Origin of the sequence: Ruania rhizosphaerae (genome assembly GCF_009805705.1) — a bacterium.
In the GTDB taxonomy this organism is placed as follows: Bacteria; Actinomycetota; Actinomycetes; order Actinomycetales; family Beutenbergiaceae; genus Ruania; species Ruania rhizosphaerae.
In genome coordinates this window covers 118,150-137,432 of record NZ_VSMB01000005.1, presented here as the reverse complement: position 1 = coordinate 137,432, position 19,283 = coordinate 118,150, and the positions used below count along the sequence as shown (strand labels likewise).

16 protein-coding genes, 1 pseudogene and 1 riboswitch are annotated in these 19,283 nt (G+C 70.3%); of the genes and pseudogenes, 5 read left to right on the top strand and 12 right to left on the bottom strand.

Annotated elements, in window-relative coordinates:
- Positions 1 to 113: 113 nt before the first annotated feature.
- Positions 114 to 791, bottom strand: a complete 678-nt coding sequence (locus FV560_RS09470; RefSeq protein WP_159621283.1) for an iron-dependent transcriptional repressor DtxR — start codon at positions 789 to 791, stop codon at positions 114 to 116.
- Between the two features lie 114 nt (positions 792 to 905).
- Here FV560_RS09470 and FV560_RS09465 point away from each other — a divergent pair, with 114 nt between their 5' ends.
- From FV560_RS09465 to FV560_RS09455, 3 genes are read left to right on the top strand one after another with little or no spacing between them, the layout of a single operon-like run.
- Entirely contained in the window at positions 906 to 1,901 is a 996-nt protein-coding gene (locus FV560_RS09465; protein WP_159621282.1) for a citrate synthase, read from the top strand.
- A 26-nt stretch (positions 1,902 to 1,927) separates the two neighbouring features.
- Positions 1,928 to 3,046, top strand: coding sequence for a phosphoserine transaminase (serC, locus tag FV560_RS09460; protein WP_159621281.1), 1,119 nt, complete (start codon positions 1,928 to 1,930; stop codon positions 3,044 to 3,046).
- A 7-nt stretch (positions 3,047 to 3,053) separates the two neighbouring features.
- A complete protein-coding gene (locus FV560_RS09455) occupies positions 3,054 to 3,866 on the top strand; it encodes an SDR family NAD(P)-dependent oxidoreductase (protein WP_159621280.1) in 813 nt (270 codons plus the stop codon).
- 18 nt (positions 3,867 to 3,884) lie between these two features.
- On the opposite strand, the gene FV560_RS09450 is transcribed toward FV560_RS09455, so the two are convergent.
- The 8 genes and pseudogenes from FV560_RS09450 to FV560_RS09415 form a co-directional block, all read right to left on the bottom strand.
- A complete protein-coding gene (locus tag FV560_RS09450) occupies positions 3,885 to 4,712 on the bottom strand; it encodes an energy-coupling factor transporter transmembrane component T family protein (RefSeq protein ID WP_159621279.1) in 828 nt (275 codons plus the stop codon).
- Positions 4,713 to 4,725: 13 nt separating this feature from the next.
- Positions 4,726 to 6,450, bottom strand: a complete 1,725-nt coding sequence (locus tag FV560_RS09445) for an ABC transporter ATP-binding protein (protein WP_159621278.1) — start codon at positions 6,448 to 6,450, stop codon at positions 4,726 to 4,728.
- A gap of 3 nt (positions 6,451 to 6,453) precedes the next feature.
- Complete coding sequence (locus FV560_RS09440) at positions 6,454 to 7,164, bottom strand: ECF transporter S component (RefSeq protein WP_159621277.1); 711 nt, start codon at positions 7,162 to 7,164, stop codon at positions 6,454 to 6,456.
- Positions 7,165 to 7,247: 83 nt separating this feature from the next.
- Entirely contained in the window at positions 7,248 to 7,904 is a 657-nt protein-coding gene (locus tag FV560_RS09435; protein ID WP_159621276.1) for a YkoF family thiamine/hydroxymethylpyrimidine-binding protein, read from the bottom strand.
- Positions 7,905 to 7,974: 70 nt separating this feature from the next.
- Positions 7,975 to 8,088, bottom strand: a riboswitch (TPP riboswitch).
- A 462-nt stretch (positions 8,089 to 8,550) separates the two neighbouring features.
- A pseudogene (locus FV560_RS09430) lies at positions 8,551 to 9,825 on the bottom strand (MFS transporter); the annotation flags it as partial.
- Positions 9,822 to 10,277, bottom strand: a complete 456-nt coding sequence (locus FV560_RS09425) for a MarR family winged helix-turn-helix transcriptional regulator (RefSeq protein ID WP_159621274.1) — start codon at positions 10,275 to 10,277, stop codon at positions 9,822 to 9,824. The gene FV560_RS09425 and the pseudogene FV560_RS09430, both read right to left, overlap by 4 nt.
- Before the next feature lie 290 nt (positions 10,278 to 10,567).
- A complete protein-coding gene (locus FV560_RS09420; protein WP_159621273.1) occupies positions 10,568 to 12,244 on the bottom strand; it encodes an HNH endonuclease signature motif containing protein in 1,677 nt (558 codons plus the stop codon).
- A 644-nt stretch (positions 12,245 to 12,888) separates the two neighbouring features.
- Complete coding sequence (locus tag FV560_RS09415) at positions 12,889 to 14,367, bottom strand: NCS2 family permease (RefSeq protein ID WP_159621272.1); 1,479 nt, start codon at positions 14,365 to 14,367, stop codon at positions 12,889 to 12,891.
- Between the two features lie 98 nt (positions 14,368 to 14,465).
- On the opposite strand from FV560_RS09415, the gene FV560_RS09410 reads away from it, so the two are divergent.
- Together FV560_RS09410 and FV560_RS09405 are read left to right on the top strand one after the other, a co-directional pair.
- Positions 14,466 to 14,702: a hypothetical protein gene (locus FV560_RS09410; protein ID WP_159621271.1), complete on the top strand. Its 237-nt coding sequence runs from the start codon at positions 14,466 to 14,468 to the stop codon at positions 14,700 to 14,702.
- Positions 14,699 to 15,640: an NAD(P)-dependent oxidoreductase gene (locus FV560_RS09405; RefSeq protein WP_159621270.1), complete on the top strand. Its 942-nt coding sequence runs from the start codon at positions 14,699 to 14,701 to the stop codon at positions 15,638 to 15,640. Before FV560_RS09410 ends, FV560_RS09405 begins: the two co-directional genes overlap by 4 nt.
- An 88-nt stretch (positions 15,641 to 15,728) precedes the next feature.
- Here the strand turns inward: FV560_RS09405 and FV560_RS20530 are convergent, their stop codons facing one another.
- The 3 genes from FV560_RS20530 to FV560_RS09390 all read right to left on the bottom strand — a co-directional run bounded on the left by FV560_RS20530 (position 15,729) and on the right by FV560_RS09390 (position 19,253).
- Complete coding sequence (locus FV560_RS20530) at positions 15,729 to 16,664, bottom strand: cupin domain-containing protein (protein ID WP_159621269.1); 936 nt, start codon at positions 16,662 to 16,664, stop codon at positions 15,729 to 15,731.
- A gap of 85 nt (positions 16,665 to 16,749) precedes the next feature.
- Positions 16,750 to 17,700 (bottom strand): ROK family protein, encoded by a 951-nt coding sequence (locus FV560_RS09395; protein WP_159621268.1) that lies wholly within the window; start codon positions 17,698 to 17,700, stop codon positions 16,750 to 16,752.
- Positions 17,697 to 19,253: a M81 family metallopeptidase gene (locus tag FV560_RS09390; protein WP_159621267.1), complete on the bottom strand. Its 1,557-nt coding sequence runs from the start codon at positions 19,251 to 19,253 to the stop codon at positions 17,697 to 17,699. The genes FV560_RS09395 and FV560_RS09390 overlap by 4 nt, the downstream gene beginning before the upstream one ends.
- Between the last annotated feature and the right edge of the window lie 30 nt (positions 19,254 to 19,283).

Genomic DNA, 19,283 nt, shown 5'->3' with positions numbered 1-19,283 from the left:
CGAGACACACACTACCCCGATGATCACGGGAATGTCACATTCCGGTCACGATTGTGACATGGACCACAGATCAATGGCGCGCAGCGAAATGCATCAGACGCTCGCTCACGTGCTCACACCGGGCGGACGAAGACGTGCTTGGCGACGTCCTCGTCGAGCTCGAGCACCACATCAGAACCGTTCGGCGCGATGGTCACCAGCGCCCGCTCCCGCTCCACCGAGACCTGTACACCGGGTCCCACACCAGCCTTCTCCAGTTCGGCGAGCATCTCGGTGTCCACCTGCAGCGGCTCCCCGAGCCGGGTGATCACGTACTGCGCACCGGCCGGCACATCGGTCAGCCAGGTGCCGAGCTCAGCCTCCGGGCGCGCCTCCCCGAACTCTTCCAGTCCCGGGATGGGGTTGCCGTAGGGGTCGAAACCCGGATGGTCGAGCAACGCGATCAGCCGCTCCTCCACCTGCCGGCTCATCACGTGCTCCCAGCGGCACGCCTCCTCGTGCACGTGCGGCCAGTCCAGCCCGATCACGTCAGTCAGCAGCCGTTCAGCGAGCCGGTGCTTGCGCATCACCCGCGTCGCCCGCGCCATGCCCTCATCGGTGAGTTCGAGGTGCCGGTCGCCGGTCACGACCATCAGACCGTCCCGCTCCAGCCGCGCGACGGTCTGGGAAACCGTCGGCCCCGAGTGCCCCAGCCGCTCCGCAATACGCGCTCGCAGCGGCACGATGCCCTCTTCGATCAGTTCGTAAACCGTCTTCAGGTACATCTCCGTGGTGTCGATCAGATCGCTCACGAGCCTTCTCCCCATCGCCTGCGCCCACACGTCCTGCAGGCCACATTACTGTCCCAGCCGGCCTGGACCACACCAGATCGTGACCACCGCCGGGGCACAGATAGCCTGAGCAGTATGACGGCTCCCGCACCGATCTCCTCGGTCGACCCCGAGCGCGGCCTGTATTTCCGTGGCCGCGACGTGCGCGATCTCGTTTCCCGCGGCGGGTTCGAGGACGTCTGGGGGCTGCTCGTCGACGGGGCCGAGGGGCACGCGCTCCCGCCCGCAGAACCGTTCCCGCTGACCGTGCGCACCGGCGATCACCGGGTGGACGTGCAGAGCGCATTGGCACAGTTGGCCCCGGTGTGGGGATTCCGCCCGATCGGCGAGGTCGATCGGGCTCAGCTGCGCAGCGATCTGGCGCGTGCGTCGGTGATGGCGCTGTCGTTCGTCGCCCAGTCCGCACGCAATGACGACCTGCCGGCGATCGGCCAGCGGCAGGTGAACACGGTCGAGGGCACGGCGCGCAGGTTCGTGATGCGCTGGCGCGGTGAGGTCGACGACGCCCATGCCCGGGCGATCGACGCGTGCTGGGTGGCGCTGGCCGAGCACGGCCTCACCTCCTCCACCACGGTGGCTCGGCAGATCGCCCGCACGGGTGCCGACGCGGCCGCGTGCCTGTCCGGTGCCGTGGCCGCGGTGAGTGGACCGCGGGGCGGAGGAGCCGCCGTCCGGGCACTGGCGTTGATCCGCGAGGCCGAACACACCGGTGACCCGCGCGCCGTGGTGGAACGGACCCTGGACGCCGGTGCCCTCTACGGGTTCCACCAGGACGGCTACCACGGCACCGATCCGCGGGTGGAGGCGCTGCGGGAGGTTGCCGGCAGCCTCGGGGCACCGCGCCTGGAGATCGCCGACGCCGTCGCTCGCGCTGGGTATCAGGCCCTCGCTGCGCGTGGCATCCGGCCCGCCGCCGCCTACGGCGGTCACGCCCTGTTCTGGGCGAGTGTGCTCCTCGACCTCGCCCAGGTGCCGCCTCCGATGTTCACCGCGATGATCGCCTGTGGCCGCGTGGCCGGGTGGAGCGCCCACATCTTGGAAGCACATGACGAGATGGCGACGGTGAGATAATCGGCTCACCGCACGAAGGGATCTCCATGACGACGCTGGCCCTGCCCACCGAGATGCTGCCCGCCGACGGAAGGTTCGGCAGTGGGCCGAGCCGGATCCGTCCCGGTCAGTCCGATGCGCTCGCCGCGGTGGGGACGACACTGATGGGAACCTCCCACCGGCAGGCACCGGTGCGCCAGCTGGTGGCGCGGGTGCGCGAGGGGATACGGGAACTGCTCGAGCTCCCTGACGACTACGAGATCGTGCTCGGCAACGGCGGCTCGACCTTCTTCTGGGATGCCGCGACGTTCGGCCTGATCCGCGAGCGGTCCCAGCACGTGAGCACCGGTGAGTTCGGGGCGAAGTTCGCCACGGCCGCCAGGCGGGCTCCCTTCCTCGCCGACCCGAGTGTGATCACCGGTGACCCCGGCACGCTGGCCCGGCCCCGGGCCGAGGAGGGTGTCGACGCCTACGCGTGGGCGCACAACGAGACCTCGACCGGTGTGGTCGCCCCGGTCGAGCGGGTGGATGGCGGGCAAGTGGACGCCGAAGCACTGATGCTCGTGGATGGCACCTCCGCGGCCGGTGGGGTCCCGGTGGACCTGAGCCAGTGCGATGCCTACTACTTCGCCCCGCAGAAGGGACTGGGGTCCGACGGCGGACTCTGGCTGGCAGCACTCTCCCCCGCGGCCCTGGCACGAGTCGAGGAGCTGGCCCAGCGGTGGGTTCCCGAATCCCTCTCACTGACGGCGGCCGTGGAGAACTCCCGCAAGGAGCAGACCCTCAACACTCCGGCGATCGCCACCCTGGTGCTCATGGCCGAGCAGGTGGAGTGGCTGCTGGCGGGCGGCGGCATGAGCTTCGCTGCGAGCCGCAGCGCCCGGTCCGCGTCGATCCTCTACGACTGGGCGGAGCGATCCGAGTATGCGACGCCCTTCGTCACCGACCCTCAGGCACGTTCGACCGTGGTCGGCACGGTCGACTTCGCGGAGACGGTCGACGCCGCCCGGGTGGCGTCGGTGCTCCGGGAGAACGGGGTGGTCGACATCGAGCCCTACCGCAAGCTGGGCCGCAACCAGATCCGGGTGGGCATGTATCCCTCGGTCGACCCCGAGGATGTGGCGGCCCTGGTCGCGTGCGTGGACTACGTCGTCGAGAACCTGTGAGGCCCTGATGCGCGGACTGACCGACCGGGTCGCCCTGGTCACCGGCGGTGCGCACGGCATCGGGCGCGCGATCTGCGTGCGCCTCGCCGAGGAGGGCTGCCGCGTGATGGTCGCCGACGTGGACTCCTGCGTCGCCGATTCGACGGCGTCCGGGATCGGCGGCCAGGCGGTCACGTGCGATGTGACCCGGCGCGAGGATGTGCAGGCCGCCGTCGAGGCCACGCTGACCGCGTACGGGCGCCTGGACGTACTGGTCCCGAACGTGGGCGTGGCGGCGCTCGACTCCCTGGAAACCCTGGACGAGGAGGGATGGCACGCCCAGGTCGATCCCACGCTGCACGGGGCGGTGCGCACCATTCAGGCCGCGATGCCCGCACTGCTGGAGGCGCCTGGGGGAGGCAGGATCGTGGCGACGGCGTCGGTGAACGGGATGGGCGCCGTCGGGACCATCCCGTACTCGGCCGCCAAGGCCGGGCTGATCAACGCGATCACGAACATCGCCGTCTCGCACGGGCCGCAGGCACGGGGAACGGCCGGTGCCGACCGCGGGTGGGTGCGCGCCAACGTCGTGGCCCCCGGCACCATCATCACCCGCAACTGGACCGAACAGGGGCCGGCGCAGGAGGCCATGCTGGAGCGGATCACGGCGGCCTACCCCATGGGCCGGGTGGGCCTGCCGGAGGAGGTGGCGGCCGCCGTCGCCTTCCTCGCCTCGGACGAGGCGTCCTGGATCACCGGGGTGACGCTGCCGGTGGACGGAGGGCTGATGACCGGGCCGTTGACGCACATGATCGAGATGGGCTGGCCTGACCCGAGCTGAGCACGCCGGGACTCCGGCTCATCCGAACACGCCGAGCTCCCCCAGCCCCCGCAGCAGCCCCAGCCGCCAGGAGGTCAGCAGCACGGCGGCTGTGACACCGAGCGCCACGAACGCCACCACGGCGTCGGCCCAACGAAGGTCCGACGGCGCAGCGATGGTGCGCGGGCCCGCCCCGAGTCCTCGGGTCTCCAGGGCGATCGACATCCGCTCACCCCGGCGTAACGAGGTCACCAGTAGCGCGAATGCGGCCTGAGCCAGCGCTTTCGGCCGGGCGGACGGCGCGTGGCCCGGGTGCTGAAGCCGCCGGCGAGGGTCACGGGCGGCTTGAGCCGAGCGGATGGTGCTCCACGTCTCGGGGAGCTGCTCGAGGAGCCGGTATCCGGCGAGGACGGCGTAGGCGAACCGGCCGCTGAGGCGCAGGTGCTGGTGCAGGCTGGTCATCAGGCGGGCGCCGTCGGTGGTGAGCACGAAGGTGACCGAGACGATCCCGATGAGCAGGGTGCGCATCGCCAGACCAGCACCGATCGTCAGGCCCTCGGCAGAGATGTCGACCGCGAGCAGCCGGGCGATCGTCTCCCCGTCCCGGGTTGCTGCGTTCACCATCAGCAGGCTGAGTGCGAATGCCACGAAGGGCACGTGAGCCCGCAGCAGCGTGGCGGGCGGGATCCGGCCGGCGAGCACCGCCGCGGGCCAGGCGAGCAGATACAGCGCCGCCGGGGTGACAGGGTCCACGACGGCGGTGATCGCAAGGCAGACCACGAGCACCACGAGCACCTTGACGGTGGGGTCACGCCGGTGCAGCAGGGAGTCGACCGGCAGCGGGCGGCCGAACGCGGGGGTACTCATCGATGCACCATCCTCATCGCGCAGACGGGGCCAGATCCGGGTTATGCGACGTCTCGTCACGGGCCAGTTCGTCGAGGGCCAGTTCGTCGAGGGCACCGAGCAGTGCAGGCAGGCGACGCGGGTCGCCGTGGGCGTCCGTGATCCACGCCTCCAGCAGCGGTGGGAGACGCAGACCGGCTCGGCCGAGTACATCCGGGGTCAGGATGTCGGCGGCGGGGCCGGCGGCCACGGGCGCACCGTGGGCCAACAGCAGCACGTGGTCGGCCAGCGAGGCGACCAGACGCAGGTCGTGGCTGACCAGGACCACCGCTCCCCCGCGGTCGGCGATGCGGCGCAGCTGGTCCGCGACGGCGAGCGTGGTGCGACGGTCCTGACCGAACGTCGGTTCATCGGCGAGCAGCACGTCATCGGCCATGGAGCCCATCGCGGCGAGAGACAGACGGCGTTGCTGCCCACCGGAGAGGCGGAACGGGTCACGATCGGCCACCTCGGACAGACCGTAACTGGTGAGAATGGCATCGGCGCGAGCGTCGCGCGTGTTCCCGGATGCCTCATGCTGCAGTCCCATCTCGATCTCCCCTCGGGCGGATCGGGCGAGGAACTGGTGCTCGGGGTTCTGGAACACCATGCCCACCCGGCCCGTACCACGCACCCCGTCGGCCGGGAGCAGTCCCGCCAGGCCGAGCAGCAGCGTGCTCTTGCCGGAGCCGTTCGCGCCGAGCACCGCCGTGATGGTGCCGGACCGCACCTGCAGATCCACCCGCCGCACCACGGCACGGTCTCCTCGCCGGACCGTGACGTCGTCGGCACGCAGCAGCACCTCACCCGGCTCCCGGCACCCCGCTGCCGGCGCCGAACCAGCCGGAGCCGAACCTGCGCGCCCCGACCGTGGCCGCGGGAGGCTCGCGTCGAGGGCCCGCAGCCCGTACCCGAGCGACTCACCCGAGACTGCCGCGTCAGGCTGAAAGGGAGCACCTACGAGCCGGCGCAGGGCGCGCGCCACCTCCACGCCCGCCGGTACCCACGTGCCGGTCCCAGCGACATCTTCGGCGGCCAGCAGGTCGACCGTTGGCCCGAGGGCGGCCACACCACCATCAGGTCCGAGCAGCAGGCTGCGCTCGGGGAGCGCGCCGAGCTCGTCCAGGCGGTGCTCGATCACAAGACTCGCCTCCGGGAGGTCGGCGAGCAGCCGCCCGATGTCGCGGGCCGCGACCGGGTCCAGCAGTGCCGTCGGTTCATCCAGGAGCAGCAGCTCCGGGCGGGCGACGAGGGCCGCCGCGAGCGCGACCCGTTGGCCCTCACCTCCCGAGAGCTCGCTGGTGCGGCGACCGGCGAGGTGCCCGGCGCCCACCGCTGCGAGCGCCGCCTCGACTCGCGGTCCGATCTCCCCGGGGGGTACCGCCCGGTTCTCGAGCGCGAAGCCCACCTCGTCCACCACAGTGGGCAGGCACAGCTGGTCGGCAGGATCCTGAGTGAGGGTCGCCACGTGACGGGCCAACTCGGGAACCGGCGTGGTACGCGGGTCCTGACCGCACACCTGCCAGCTCCCGGTGACGTCGGCCTCGATCGTGCCGGGCACGACCCCGGCCAGTGCACGCAGCAGCGAGCTCTTGCCCGATCCGGACCGGCCGAGGACGAGCAACCGCTCGCCGGCGGCCAGGTCCAGATCGATGCCGTCGAGCACGGGTGCGTCGGCGCGTGGGTAGCGCACCGATGCCTCGCGCAGCTGAAGGACCATCGCTCAGGTGGTCTCAGAGGTTCCGGAGGTGCCGGGCGTGCCGGGCGTGCCGGAGACTGTGGTACCCGACGCAGTGGACCGGTCCGCCGGGCTCGATCCGCCCGAGCGCTCGGTCTCCCGCGCCGCACGCCCGATGGCGTAGTTGTCCAACACTCCGGTGCGTAGCAACGCATCGCCGATGACCTTGGCGAGCAGACCGCACAGGATGATGCCGGAGGCGAGCTGGAATCCGACGCGGAGGGCGAAGAAGTCCTGCCCCATCCATCCGAACCGGACCATCCCGAGCGCCAGGTTCGCGAGCGCCGCCGTGATGCCGGAAGCGACGAACACCCACCAGCCGTAACGCCGGTAGCGGGTGGCGGTGAAGGCCACCTCGGCACCGGCACCCTGGATGAGGCCGACCAGGATCAGCATCGGCCCGACCGGGGAGGCGAGGAAGACGACCTCCACGATCGAGGCGACGATCTCCACCACGATCCCGGACCCGGGCTTGCGCACGATGTACAGGGCCAGCGGTGCCACCACCATCCAGCCGCCGACGAGGACGTTCTGTGCCAGGTCGCCGAGCGGGCCCATGGCCACCTGCATCCAGCCCCACACCTGCACCAGGGCCCAGTAGAGGAATCCGAACACCACCGCCAACACGGCCAGCAGCACCAGATCGTGCAGGGTGACCGGACGCCGTCGGGCGGGGGTTGTTCCGCGGGCGCTCATCGGTGCCTTCTGGTCTGAGCCCTGCGGCGCCTCACTCCGCCGACCCTCGTCCCTCGGACCGACTCCGTGGGGGCTCCTCGCGCTCATCGGGCACCTGCCTGGCTGCTCGGGGAGTTCACGGAGACGGTCACATGCGTGGTCACGTGCCGCACGTCGGCGCCCACCAGGAGCCAGCCGGCGACGACGGCGCCCAGCACATCGGCGAGATCTCCGTCCAGGCGAGTCACGTAGTGCTCGGAGCCGGTGAAGACGCCCAGCTGCTTGGCGTAATCGATGGCGGCGTAGATCCCGGCCATGTGGTCTGTGCCCTCGTCGTCCAGCGGGTAGAGCGCCCAGTGCGCGCTGGCGTGCACACCCGTGGCGGGCAGGCTGCGCCGGACCTGAGGCACCTGCGGGGCGTACGCGGCGCCGTCGGCGATCTCGCAGGCCACCTCCCCGGGGCAGCCACGGGAGAGCAGCACGTGGGCAACCGTGTGCGTGCCCGTGCGGCCGGCGTGCGCGATCGCCTCGGTGAGGTAGGCGAGGATGCGGTCCTCACGGCCGCGGACGTGGGTGGAGACGTCGTCGGTGGTGATCGTCAGGTCGGTGGAGTCGGCGGCATCCAAGGCGCCGAGGATGACGTCGATGAAGGAGTCGGTCATCGGGTGCAGTGAGAAGCGGGCGCCGATGCCGTAGGCGTCCGGGCCGGGCGCGGCCACTGCCGCCGCTGCCGGGGCCGGAGGGGTACTCGTATGGGACATGTGGGTCCTCCTCGTGGATGGACCCCCGAGGACGCGACAGCGTGACTACCCGCGCATGGCTGCGCCAGTACTCCATCTGTGTGCCCAACTCCCTACGCCGGTGCGAACCGGGTCAGGTTCCTCGGGTCTGCGGCCGGTGTACCGACCGCACTCTCAGCGCCAACGCGCTCCCCGGGGGCTTGTCACCGACCACCCTAGTGCACAACCGACCAGTCAGGAACCGGTGTCGATCGGGTGGTCACCAGGCCGAGCCGGCACCAGGTCAGGGGCGCGGAGTGGTTCCCGTCAGCCTCGCCGGTCTCCGACGGCGCCGCGCGGGTCTGTCAGCCGGCCCGCGGGCCGGGGGTGTGGCGGGTGCGGCGGGTTCGACGGGATCGGCGGGATCAGTTCCCGACGGCGTGAGCGGCTCCGGGCCACGGATGTCGGGGGCGAGTGAGGCTGCTTCGGGCGCGGCCGGTTGAGACCTGACTGGTTCGGGAGGCGCAGGCTCCCGTAGGGCTGGTTCAGGAGTGACCGACTCCTGTGTGCTTCGTTCGGGAGTCGCCGGCTCAGGTGCACCAGCCGCCGTTGCGGCGGTCACGGGCTCTGACTCGACGGGCTGCGACTGGTGGGCGGGCTGGGACTGGTGGGCGGGCTGGGACTGGCTTCTCGCGCTGGACCGCTCGTCGGCGTTGGTCAGCTGCAGGTGCGGCCGCTTCCCGATCCGGTAGCGCACCTCGACCTCCCACTTGCGCCCAGCCCACACTGCGGCGCCGGCAGCCACGACGAAGGCGGCGATGGCACCAACCCCGATCGACCAGCGCGGCCCCCAGGCGTCGGCGATCCATCCGACCAGCGGTGAACCGATCGGGTTGCCTGCGAAGAGCACCACCACGTAGAGGCTCATGACGCGGCCGCGGAACGCGGGGTCAGTACTGACCTGGATTGCGGCGTTCGCCGAGGTGAGCATCGTCAGCGAGCTGAAGCCGGCGGGGATGCACGCGAGTGCGAACAGCTCGTAGGTGGGTGCGAGCGCGAGCAGAGTCGCCGAGATCGCGTACCCGAAGGCCGCCATGATCACCACGCGCACCCGGGGGCGCTTGCGACGAGCGGCAACCAGGGCGCCGGCGAGGGAGCCGAGGGCGAGGATCGATCCGAGCAGACCGTACTCGCCGGCATCACGGCCGAACTCCACCTTCGCCATCACCGCGGACGTGAGCTGGAAGTTCAACCCGATGCCGCCCACCACGAACACGACGATCATGATGAGAACGATGTCGCTGCGGTGGCGCACGTAGGCGACCCCTGCGCGCAACTGCCCCTTGGCACGCGGGGTGCGGGGCACGGTGCGCAACTCGCTCGTGCGCATCACGAGCATCGCCGCGATGGTCGCCGCGAAGGAGACCGCGTTGATGAGGAAGACCCAACCTGGCCCCACCACGGCGATCAGCAGACCGGCGACCGCCGGGCCGATCATCCGGGCAGCGTTGAACGAGGCGCTGTTCAGGGCGACCGCGTTGGGCAGGCCACTGGGGGGCACGAGTTCAGCGACAAAGGTCTGACGGGCTGGCACATCGAAGGCACTGGCGATACCCAGCAGCAGCGCGAAGACGTACACATGCCACAGCTCGGCGTGACCCAGCAGCACCAGCAGGCCGAGCGCGGCGGCGAGCAGCCCCATCGCGCCTTGGGTGGCCAGCAGTAGCTTGCGCTTGTCTAGCCGGTCGGCCAGCACGCCGGCATAGGGAGTCAGAAGGACCGCGGGTACGAACTGCAGGCCTGTGACGATACCGACGGCGATGCCGGAGTTGTCGGAAAGCTCGGTGAGGACGAGCCAGTCCTGCGCGATGCGCTGCATCCAGGTGCCAACGTTCGCCACGAGGGCGCCTGCGAACCAGAGTCGGTAGTTGTACAGGCGCAACGAGGCGAACATTCTGCTCACTGGGTGGTGATCCTCCTCAGGATCTCTTCGGCATCGGACAGGGTCTGTCGTTCCGCGGGTGTCAGAGCGGCGAGCCGCCGCGAGAGCCATTCGTCCCGACGGCGTCGGGTCTCCTTGATATAGGCGCGTCCGGCGTCCGTCGCGGTCACGAGCACCTGGCGGCGATCGGTGGGGTGGGCCGTACGGGCCAGGAGTCCCGACTCCTCGAGTCCGCGGATCATCCTGGTCATCGAGGGAGGCTGGACATGCTCGCGCGCGGCCAACTCCCCGGGAGTGAAGGGGCCGTTCGTGACCACACCGCCCAGCACCGCCCGTTGGGCCTCGCTGAGATCTCCGGCGTGCTCCGCCCGCAACTTGCGGGAGGTCCGCAGCAACGTCGTCCGGAGCCGGGAGGCGAGACCACCCGGCGGTCGTGGCGCACAGGCGCTGTCTGGTGCACGCTCAGTTCCCATTGCGGCACCTACTATAACTCGTTACTTTTGCTAAGTAAAGACCTGAGTTCCGTGCGACTCACACCCGCCTGGCCGGCCCGGTTTCGTGCACTTCCGCCCAGCCTGCCCGGGCACTCACGCGCCGGCGCAGCGCCCCAGGCTCCAGGCTCACTGACGCGCGGAGTTCAGGGACTCACCCGCACACACCCACCAGCACTGACGTGATCGTCCGCAGCCTGATCGTCCGCACGCAGGCGCCCACTCGTCCCTGCGCACAGGCCCACTCGTCCCTACGCACGCCCAGCGCAGACTCAGAACGGCGGATCGCCACCGGCAGGATTCGTGATCCCCACCGGCGTGGTGGTGCCGTCGCGTTCTCGCCGGTACCGATGCCCGGTCGGCGTGACCCACTCGAACAGCCCCGGCTCCGGCTGCGTCACGGTGAAGTCGCCGTGAGTCTTGATGAGGTGGTCGCGCACGCAGAGTGGACCGAGGTTGGCCACGCTGGTGGGACCACCGGCGTCGAAGGGGACGGTGTGGTCGAGTTGACAATGGCGGGCTTGATGCCCACAGCCAGGCCGGACGCACGTGCCATCTCGGGCACGCACCAACTCGGCGAGTCCAGCCGGTGGTCGGTACCGGGTGCGCCCCACGTCGACCACCACGCCGCTCATCGGATCAGTCACGAGTCGCTGCCAGGTGCCGCCGGCTGCGATCGCTCGCGCCGCGGCCGGGGTGATGGGCCCGTAGCCCGAGAGCATGGGAACGTCATCGAGCCGGATCGCCTTCGTGTCGCCGCCACATGCGCACCCATCGCCAGCACACGAGCACTCGCCGCCACCCAGGGAGCCGTCCCGGCCGGTGCCGAGCGGGCCGTCCCGGCCGACGCCCAGGGGGCCGTCCGGGCTACCACCCGAGGGGCCACCCTGGAGCTGTTCCAGTGTGACAACCACCTGGATCTCAGGCCGCCGCCCGCCGACCGTTCCCAACTTCGCGCCAGACGGCGCCCCACCCGCAGAGCTTCGTCCATCAACTCGCGCAGCATCACAACCGTCATCCGCCCCGAACACCCCGGAAGCCAGGGCACGCGAGCCGAGCCCGGTCAGCGCATCGAAGCGGAGCTGATCCAGCGTGCGCGAATCCCCTTGCGCCTTCGCGGACCGTGCCGCAGACTCCAAGGCGACGTCCAAGGCAAGCACCTCGGCAACCGGACCTTCCATACGCATCGAGGCGACGCCGTCAGGAAGGGCCCGTGGCCTGCTGACGTGCCGATCCGCACGCCGCTCCTGCGCACGCGCCTCAGCCTCAGCCGGATCCACCGCGATCAGCGCCTTCGCCACGTCGGATCGCAACTGGGCCACGGTGCGGCGGGGGGCTCGCTCGATCACGGCATCTTCGACGGCCACTGCCACCTGCCAGGGCACGCCTTCGAGCCCGTCGGCGATCACTGCCGCTCGCTGAAGGTCGATCCAGCCGCACTTCAGCGCCAGACCTGTCCGTTCCAGCGTGCGCAGGAGCGACCTGCCACGCCGCACCAGCCGATGCCCCTCCCGCTTGGTGCTGCACAAGCGCAGCGCGAGCTCATCACCGACCACCTCGCTCGCCCCATGCGTGTGCTCGTCGAAGTCCTCCGGGTTCATCGAGGGGCGATCAGCCAGTTCTGCCGCAGCCCGGAGCGCGATCTCCTGCACATGCGCCTCAACCCGGCGAGCCGCGGCCACTGCCTCTACGAGAACCGCATCGTCGGCCTGCTCCAGATCCAGAAGCGCGAGCCGGTCCATCAACGCTCCACCAGGGAGTTGCACAGCGAGTTGCTCGGCGAGCGGCAACCGCTCGTGCTCCGCCGCCATCTCGCGGCACCGTGCCTCCAGCGAAGCGGCCGAGACCGTAGCGGTGACCGGCATCGACGAGCGACCGGACCCTGATGCGCCGACCGACGCCTCATCAGGGCCGCGTGCGCCCTCGCCTACCGCTCGTCTGTCGAACATGCGTTCTATTCTAGGCGAGCGCAGGGTGTCTGGCAACCCCTGGTCCGGGCCGCTGTCCGGTTCGCTCGATGTCATGACCACATCGTCTCGCGAGGGTGTGACATTCCCCGGTCAGGACTGAGTGCGTCAGGTTGGTGGTGGCGCAACCAGACCACGCACGTTCGGCGCTGACCAGCACCGAACTGCACCACCGGAACCTGAGCACCGGCAGCGTCCACCGCGAGGTCGCGATCAGCACTTCTCCTGACGCCGTGTATCCGGTGTACGTGACACACCGAGTCCACGGCACAGGGCCTGCCTGGTCAGTATCGCGACACACGGGCCGGTCGGGCGAGTTGGTCAGGTTTGCGCGAGAGAGCACGCCAGGCGAACGAGGACCATCTGAACGAGGACCATCTGGTTGTTGGCCGCAGACCAGAGACTGCCCTACCTGCCAGAACGCAGAAGACCGACGTCCATGACGCACACCCGGCTTGAGCCGGCCCAGTCCGGGCTCGAAAGCGCACGAGGGCGGCCTGAGTGTGGTTCCTCGGGCCGGGAGCGACACTCAGGCCGCCCTCGTGGGTCCGGCAGTTCACCGAGCGCGCACCTCACCCAGCCGCGCACCTCACCCAGCCGGCCACCTCACCCAGCCACCCACCCACTCAGCCCGCCAACGACTGCAACGGACCCCGCACGAAGTAGAGGACGAACAACATCGCGGTCACCCACATCAGCGGGTGCACCGCACGCGCCTTCCCGAGCGCCACCTTGATCACGACGTAGGTGATGAAACCAGCACCCATCCCCGCCGTGATCGAGTACGTGAAGGGCATCAGCACGATCGTCAGGAACGCCGGGATCGCCACCTCGGCGTTCTTCCAGTCGATACCGCTCACCTGCGTCATCATCAGGAACCCGACGACCACCAGCGCAGGGGTGGCGGCCTCGTAGGGCACCATGTCCACCACCGGGGCCAAGAAGGTCGCCAGCAGGAAGGCCACCCCGGTCACCACCGACGCCAACCCGGTGCGGGCCCCATCACCCACACCGGCAGCGGACTCGATGTAGGAGGTGTTGGACGAGACCGACCCTGCCCCACCGGCCACAGCCGCCAGGGAGTCCACCACCAGGATCCGCCGGGTTCCGTACGGGTGCCCCTCGGAGTCGAGGAGCCTGCCCTCACTACCCACGGCCACCATCGTGCCCATGGTGTCGAAGAAGTCGGCCAGCAGCAGCGAGAACACCAGCAGCACCACCGTCACGGCACTGACCTTCTCGAAGGAACCGAGCAGCGAGAACTGACCCAGCAACGAGAAGTCAGGCAGGCGCACCCAGGTCTCCGGCAGCTCCGGGCTGTTCAGACGCCATCCCGTGGGATTGGGTGAACCATCAGCGTTCACCGATCCACCCACATGCGCGATCGCCTCGATCACCACGGCCAGCACGGTCCCGGCGACGATCGCGATCAGCAGTGCACCACGCACCTTGCGCAGGTGGAGCACGATCGCCAGCAGCAGGCCGACCACGAACACCAGTGCGGGCCACCCCGCGAGCGAGCCCGCCACTCCCATCTCCACGGGGGTGGCGAGGGAAACCGGGATGCGCACGATGCCGGCGTCCACCAGCCCGATGAAGGCGATGAACAGCCCGATCCCCACGCTGATCGCCGTGCGCAATTCTCTCGGCACGGCCCGGAACACCGCCTCACGGAAGCCGGTCAGCACGAGCAGCAGGATGATCAGCCCCTCGATCACCACCAGCCCCATCGCGTCCGCCCAGGTCATCTCCGGCAGGACCGCGATCGAGAACGCCACCACAGCGTTCAGACCCAGCCCTGCCGCCAGCGCCAGCGGGAAGTTCGCCACCAGGCCCATGAGGATGCTCATCACCCCGGCCACGAGCGCTGTGGCGGCCGCCACCCGCGCCACGGCGAGTCCTTCGTCACCTCCGATGAATGCCCCGGAACCATCGGCGACGGTACCGATGATCAGCGGATTCAGCACGATGATGTAACTCATCGCGAAGAAGGTGACGAGCCCGCCTCGGATCTCCCGCCCGAGCGTCGAGCCACGTGCGGTGATCTTGAAAAACCGGTCCAGCGGGCCAGTCGCCGTCTCGGCGCTCGTGGAAGAGGTGCTCATGTGCCGTCATCCTGGCAGAAGCCCGTCCGCAGCAGAACACCCTGTCCACCTCGCCCGCGCTCACATTCACGCCCACCCACACCCACTAGGATCGACATGTGCCAGAAGCCCCGAAGGAGCTCGCCCCGGCGAAGGTGAACGCGAAGGCGCTGTTCCTCGTCGGGACCACCGCGTGGCTGATCGCTCTGCTCGCCCTCGGCGTGATGCACCTGGCCGAACGCTCACCCGACGGCCGCTATGCCTGGGTCGCCGTCGCGGGGATCGCGCTGGGCGCAGCCGGGTACTGGTGGGCGCACCGGATCCACCTCATCGACGATCAAGGAATGTCTGAATGAAGTTGCTGCTTCCGAGCTCGATCCCGCTCCAGGTGCACGCTCCCGACGGCGTCACAACCGTGGTCTACGACGTGCACGCGCCCATCCCGGCCGAGCACCGCGATGCCGAGGCGCTCGTGGTCTGGGGCAACCCGGGCGAGCGGCTGCGTGCGATGCCCGGCGAGCTGCCGGATCTCGTGTGGATCCAGGCGCTCATGGCAGGTACCGACGCCGTTGAGGCGGCAGGTTTCGATCCCGCGATCACCCTGTGCTCGGGTCGTGGGCTGCACGATGCGCCGGTGGCCGAGCACACCCTCGCGCTGCTGTTGGCCGCAGCCCGCCGACTCGACAAGGCGGTGCTCGCACAGGCGAAGTCGACATGGCGTGCATGGGAGGACGTCAACCAGCCGTTCGGAGCACCTGAGCATCTGAGCACCCTCTCCGGCGCCCGGGTGCTCGTGTGGGGCTTCGGGGGCATCGGCACCCGCCTCGCGGGCTACCTGACGGCGTTGGGCGCCCAGGTCACAGGCGTCGCCACGACCGCGGGCGAGCGTGCGGGCTACCAGGTGATCACACCGGCTGAACTACCGGCGGTGCTGCCCCAGACCGATGTGCTGGTGAACATCCTGCCGGCCACACCGGCCACCACCGCAGTGGTCGGGACCCAGGTGCTGGACACCCTGCCCCGCCACGCCTGGCTGGTCAACGTCGGCCGCGGCGCCACCGTGGACGAACTGGCGCTGCTGGCGGCACTGGAGTCCGGATCGATCGCCGGAGCGGCGCTCGACGTCTTCGCGACCGAACCTCTCCCGGCCGACTCCCCGCTGTGGCGGGCACCGAACATGATCATCACGCCGCACTCGGCGGGAGGTCGTCCCGAGCACCCTGAGCGTCTGATCGTCGAGAACCTGCGCCGTCTGCAGGCAGGGGACGACCTTCTCAACGTCGTCGCCGGCTGATCGGCGTCGCCGGCCGATCTGCCTCACCCGCCGATCTGCCTCACCCGCCGATCTGCGGCAGCGCGAGCCGCTCAGATCTGAGAGCCGATCACATCTGAAGTGAAGCGCCGACCCGGGCCGCGTCGGGCACCTCGGCGCTGACCAGCACCATTCGGCCACGCGAACCCACCTGGATCTGACGAGCCGGAACGGGCACGGCGTCCCCGGCCTGCACCGCCACCCGTCCGCCGGCGTCCACCCACCCTGCCTCGTCCAGGGCGATCACGTCCGCCACCGCACCCATGCTCACCGACGCCTCCCCCACCACCTGCACGAGGTTGACATCCTCCAGCGGCGGGAAGCGCAGCACACCCTCGCGCAGCACCCCCGGGACCAGACGCCCCGGGCCCACTCGCGGTGCGATCCGCTGCAGCACTTCCTGGGTGGGGACGGGTTCGAGCGAGAGTCCGACCGTGATCGGACGCCCCCGAGCGGCCGCTACGTGCAGCGCCCGGCCGGCGAGCAGTCCATGCACCGCGCCCGGGCTCACGTCGAGTACATCCCCCGGAGCGAGCAGGTTCTCGTGCAGGAACGTCGTCACCAATAATCCCGGGTCGTCCGGGTGGTGCCTCGCCACTCCGAGCAGCCGGTTCAGCGCCGGGTTGCCCGTGCACTCCGCGGCGGCCGCGGCCACCCGCCGGGCGAGGGAGATCTGGGCTGCCCGGCCGGTGGCGAAGATCAGGCCGAGCGCGTAGAGCAGCGCCTCGCCCTGATCCGGGCGACGCAACACCGAGATCACGTCCTCCAGCCCATGCACGCGCAATGTCTCCAGATCGCTCGCCACCTCGGCGGGGTCGCGGAATCCGGTCAGCACGGTGGACGCGCTCGCGGCGACGATCCGCACCGGCCCGTCCTGACTGCGACGCAGCTGCAGCGGGAGCGGGTGGTCGGCCCGCATCCACCAGATCCGGCTCGTCTCGTCAGCACGAGATCGCCCGCCGGCGCGCGTGAGTGCACCGCTCTCCCGCTGAGCGCGCACCCTCATCGCCTGCCCCCTTGCTCGCCCTGTCATCGGCGTTGTCTGCTCGTGCAGGATCGCCGTCGGAAGCGAACGGGACGTTGCCGATTGTCTACGAGGCGGTGAACCTTGTACGGGAACCCGGTTCGGCGTCGGCGGGAGGGCTCACGGGGGCTGCCGTATCGGCGGCGAGCATCGCGCCATAGGCTCCCGCCCACACACCCAAAGCAGCAGTGCGGATCTCCGGCAAACGGTGGAATGTGGCCGCACGACCAGCCGCCTCCGCGGCAGGATGAACGGTCCAGCGGGGGGACCGTGCGAGTCCACCTCCGACGACGATCACCCCCGGGTCGAGCAGTGCGCTCGCCTGCAGGATCGCCCGCGCGAGACCATCGGTCGCCCGGGCGAGCACAGCCTGGGCGGCTGTGTCCCCGGCCTCGGCCGCCATGACGACGTCCCTCGCCGTGGCGGTGCTGCTCGCCGGAGCGTGCGCGCCGCCCCGCTCCTGTTCCCAGCGCCGCCCGAGCTGGCCGCCACCGATGAGCGTCTCCAGGCACCCGACCTGCCCGCAGGAACACGTGTGCGGTGCGCCGACCGCCACGTGACCGATCTCGCCCGCACCCCCGTGGGCGCCGGCGCGGACCTCCCCATCGACCACGTGCGCGCCGGCCACACCGGTGCCGAGCGCGATCACGAAGACGTCGCGTGCATCCCGGCCGGCGCCGAGTGTGGCCTCGGCGATCGCCATCGCGGTCCCGTCCTGCACCGCCACCCCGGGGATCCCGACCTGTTCGGCCAACCCGGCCGCCGGCGCGAGGCCGTCCAGCCAGGGCATGTTCGTGCTCCGGCCGACCACCCCGGTGCCGGGGTCAAGCGTGCCGGCGACAGTGAGGCCGAACCGGCTCACGGACCGATCGGTGGTCACCTCACGCACGGCGTCGGCCAGCGCCGCCAGGCGTCCGGTCGGCACGCTGCGACGGTCGAGCACCTCCTGCGTCCGGGAGTCCACGAGCAACAACTTGGTGCGGGTACCGCCGTAGTCGATGCCCAGCAGTGCGCTCACCGGCTGCCTCGTTCCGCGTTACTCCCGCCCACCTCGGCCCGGAGCCGTGGTGCGGTCTCGAATTCGTCGAAGGGGAACATCGGCCGCTCGATCCGCTCGTGGGCGAGCCGGGCGATGTCCTGGTCCACCGGCCCCGGTGTCAGCGCCAGTGTCCACCCCTGCGCCACCTCGTGCAGGGTGGGCTCCAGATAGCCGATCTTGGTGATGATCAGGTCCGCCTCACCGGGATCGAGGCCGAGCCGGGCGAAGTCGTCGGTGGCGTGAAAGGCCCTGCGGAATTCAGTCACGATCGCGTGCACCCGGCCGGTGCGGATCACCGCCACCCGGCCCGCGACCGGATCCGTGTGCAGACCGTGCAGCACGCCGCGTACCCGCACCGGTCCGCTGACCCGGTGGTCCACCCGGGCTCCCACCGTCACGTCGACGGCGTCCCCCACCTGTCGTTGGCACAGTTCACCGATCGCGTCGGCGTCGAAGACGGAGGCCACATAGGTGAGGGGAAGGTCGTGCGCGGGGCGAGGGACGCCGTCGTGGGATCCGATGAGATCGGCTCGCTCCAGCACCCGGGTGAGGGTCCACGTGACGTCCCCGGACCCGCCGGCGCCGGGGTTGTCGCCGGAGTCACTGATCAGGTACGGCCGCGCGTGCCCGGCGGCCCGGTGTGCCAGCGCGGCATCGATCGCCTCGTCCAGACTCCCCGTGGGGCCGACGAACTCGAACTCCTCGCGCACGTTCCACAGCGCCTCGGCGAGTTCCTCGGCCGACGCCGCCACCACTGCCTCGTCGTCCCCGGTCACGATCACCGACGCGTGGCAGCGGGGCTCGTCCGCCCAGGCGTACCCGATCCAGATCGAGGCGTCGGTCACGCCCGCACGTCCGGTCATCGCCGGGATACGGCCGTACAGGCTGCGGGCAGGTTCAACGCGGGTGGAGGTCTGCTCGCCCGCCAGCAGGATCGGCACCCGGACCCAGGCACGTACCGGGCGGCTGTCCCGCCCGATCCACGCCAGCAGGTCCCGCGCCGACCGCTCGCGAGTCTCCCAGGCGTCCTCGTGCGGGGCCATCCGGAAGCAGGTCGGCAGGTCCACCTCGTGGAAGAACCGCTCCGAGATGTTCCCATGCAGGTCCATCGGGGCAGCGATCAACGGCTCCGGCCCGACGGCGTCCCTCACTGCCTGCACCAGGTCACCTTCGGCATCGGTCATCCCGACCACGCTCATCGCCCCGTGGATATCGAGGTACACCGCGTCCAGTGGCCCCTCGGCCACGACCTCCCGCAGCCCCGCCACGATCCGGTCCCGCAGGTCCTCGTAGACACCGGCGAGCACCTGCCCACCGGGGATCGCCTTGGTGACGAGTACGCCGATCCAGGTGGCAGCCTCGCGTAGCTCGCTGCCCGGGGCAAGGAAGGGGTAGCGGTCCAGCACCGCCGTCCCCTCCAGGACCGGGAAGTCCCGGTAGCCGGCGCGGTGCGCCGCATAGGCGCTGGACTCGATGCCGATCCCGGCGATCGCGATCCGGGGGCGACGGCCCGCCTGAGGCGGGTGGTTCATGGTGTGTCCTCTCATCGGCCCAGTCATCAT

Excerpts from the sequence above, each read along its gene's own strand:
- FV560_RS09465 (WP_159621282.1), top strand. The coding sequence starts at position 906 with ATGACGGCTCCCGCACCGATCTCCTCGGTCGACCCCGAGCGCGGCCTG.
- serC (WP_159621281.1), top strand. The coding sequence starts at position 1,928 with ATGACGACGCTGGCCCTGCCCACCGAGATGCTGCCCGCCGACGGAAGG.
- FV560_RS09455 (WP_159621280.1), top strand. The coding sequence starts at position 3,054 with ATGCGCGGACTGACCGACCGGGTCGCCCTGGTCACCGGCGGTGCGCAC.
- FV560_RS09450 (WP_159621279.1), bottom strand. The coding sequence starts at position 4,712 with ATGAGTACCCCCGCGTTCGGCCGCCCGCTGCCGGTCGACTCCCTGCTG.
- FV560_RS09445 (WP_159621278.1), bottom strand. The coding sequence starts at position 6,450 with ATGGTCCTTCAGCTGCGCGAGGCATCGGTGCGCTACCCACGCGCCGAC.
- FV560_RS09440 (WP_159621277.1), bottom strand. The coding sequence starts at position 7,164 with ATGAGCGCCCGCGGAACAACCCCCGCCCGACGGCGTCCGGTCACCCTG.
- FV560_RS09435 (WP_159621276.1), bottom strand. The coding sequence starts at position 7,904 with ATGTCCCATACGAGTACCCCTCCGGCCCCGGCAGCGGCGGCAGTGGCC.
- FV560_RS09425 (WP_159621274.1), bottom strand. The coding sequence starts at position 10,277 with ATGGGAACTGAGCGTGCACCAGACAGCGCCTGTGCGCCACGACCGCCG.
- FV560_RS09420 (WP_159621273.1), bottom strand. The coding sequence starts at position 12,244 with ATGTTCGACAGACGAGCGGTAGGCGAGGGCGCACGCGGCCCTGATGAG.
- FV560_RS09415 (WP_159621272.1), bottom strand. The coding sequence starts at position 14,367 with ATGAGCACCTCTTCCACGAGCGCCGAGACGGCGACTGGCCCGCTGGAC.
- FV560_RS09405 (WP_159621270.1), top strand. The coding sequence starts at position 14,699 with ATGAAGTTGCTGCTTCCGAGCTCGATCCCGCTCCAGGTGCACGCTCCC.
- FV560_RS20530 (WP_159621269.1), bottom strand. The coding sequence starts at position 16,664 with ATGAGGGTGCGCGCTCAGCGGGAGAGCGGTGCACTCACGCGCGCCGGC.
- FV560_RS09390 (WP_159621267.1), bottom strand. The coding sequence starts at position 19,253 with ATGAACCACCCGCCTCAGGCGGGCCGTCGCCCCCGGATCGCGATCGCC.